The organism is Tepidimonas thermarum, assembly GCF_007556705.1.
Lineage (GTDB): Bacteria > Pseudomonadota > Gammaproteobacteria > Burkholderiales > Burkholderiaceae_C > Tepidimonas > Tepidimonas thermarum.
In genome coordinates this window covers 1-804 of record NZ_VJOL01000123.1, presented here as the reverse complement: position 1 = coordinate 804, position 804 = coordinate 1, and the positions used below count along the sequence as shown (strand labels likewise).

Annotated in this window: 1 protein-coding gene; it reads right to left on the bottom strand. The window is 57.1% G+C overall.

Annotation, left to right across the window (positions count from 1 at the left end; translation table 11 throughout):
* Nucleotides 1–111 precede the first annotated feature (111 nt).
* A complete protein-coding gene (locus tag Tther_RS13195) occupies nt 112–549 on the bottom strand; it encodes an EAL domain-containing protein (RefSeq protein WP_143904595.1) in 438 nt (145 codons plus the stop codon).
* Nucleotides 550–804: the final 255 nt, after the last annotated feature.

The window sequence follows — 804 nt, the reverse complement described above, 5'->3', positions numbered from 1 at the left end:
AGCTGAACATCGCCCCCTGGAAGTCTTGACTGCCTCTCATCGTGCTCGTCTGCGTTGTTCTCGGTTGGCCTCAGATCGTACCGCCCGACGCGGGGGGTGGCGAGGGATTTTTCAACGGCCTGTTAGGTCGGGACAACGAAACTGCTGAGGGCTGAGATTGACCGATAGGGTCAGGTGCGCCAGCAGCGGGTCGTTCTCCCATTCGAGAGTCAAGGAAACCGCTTGTTCTAATGCGACCATTCCAACGGCGTTGAGCAGGCCGATTTCTTGGGCGGCTGCCAAGAAAGCCCCTGGGGGCAGCAGTCCGCGAGTTGGGTGTTCCCAGCGGAGCAGACCTTCTACACCGACGATGCATCTATTTCCGTCGACTTGGGGTTGCAGATACAACTTGAATTCGTTATTTTCTAGTGCGCGCTGTAAATCCCGACTCAGTTGCAGCACGGTCCAGTCTCGTAGATGCTGGAGTTGTGCGTAATCGATGACCGTTCCGAAACCACGGCGTTTGGCCTGAATCAGCGCCATATCGGCCAAGGCCAATTCCTCGTCCACGTTTTCGCACGGTATCGAACATACCCGACACCCTCCACGCAGACGGACCGAAATACGATGTGAGCCAATCACAAACTCGCGTTCGCTAACCTGTCGAATCCATTTTTCGAATACGCGGTGGGGCGGCTCTAGGGAAACACTGATTTATTCCCCTCCCGCCCCCTGCGCGGGAAGCCTGAGCGCCGCAGGATGTGGAACAATCCCTGGTACGGCTTGGGGGCAGTAGCAGCGATGATGCAGACCAGCTTTTCCGAC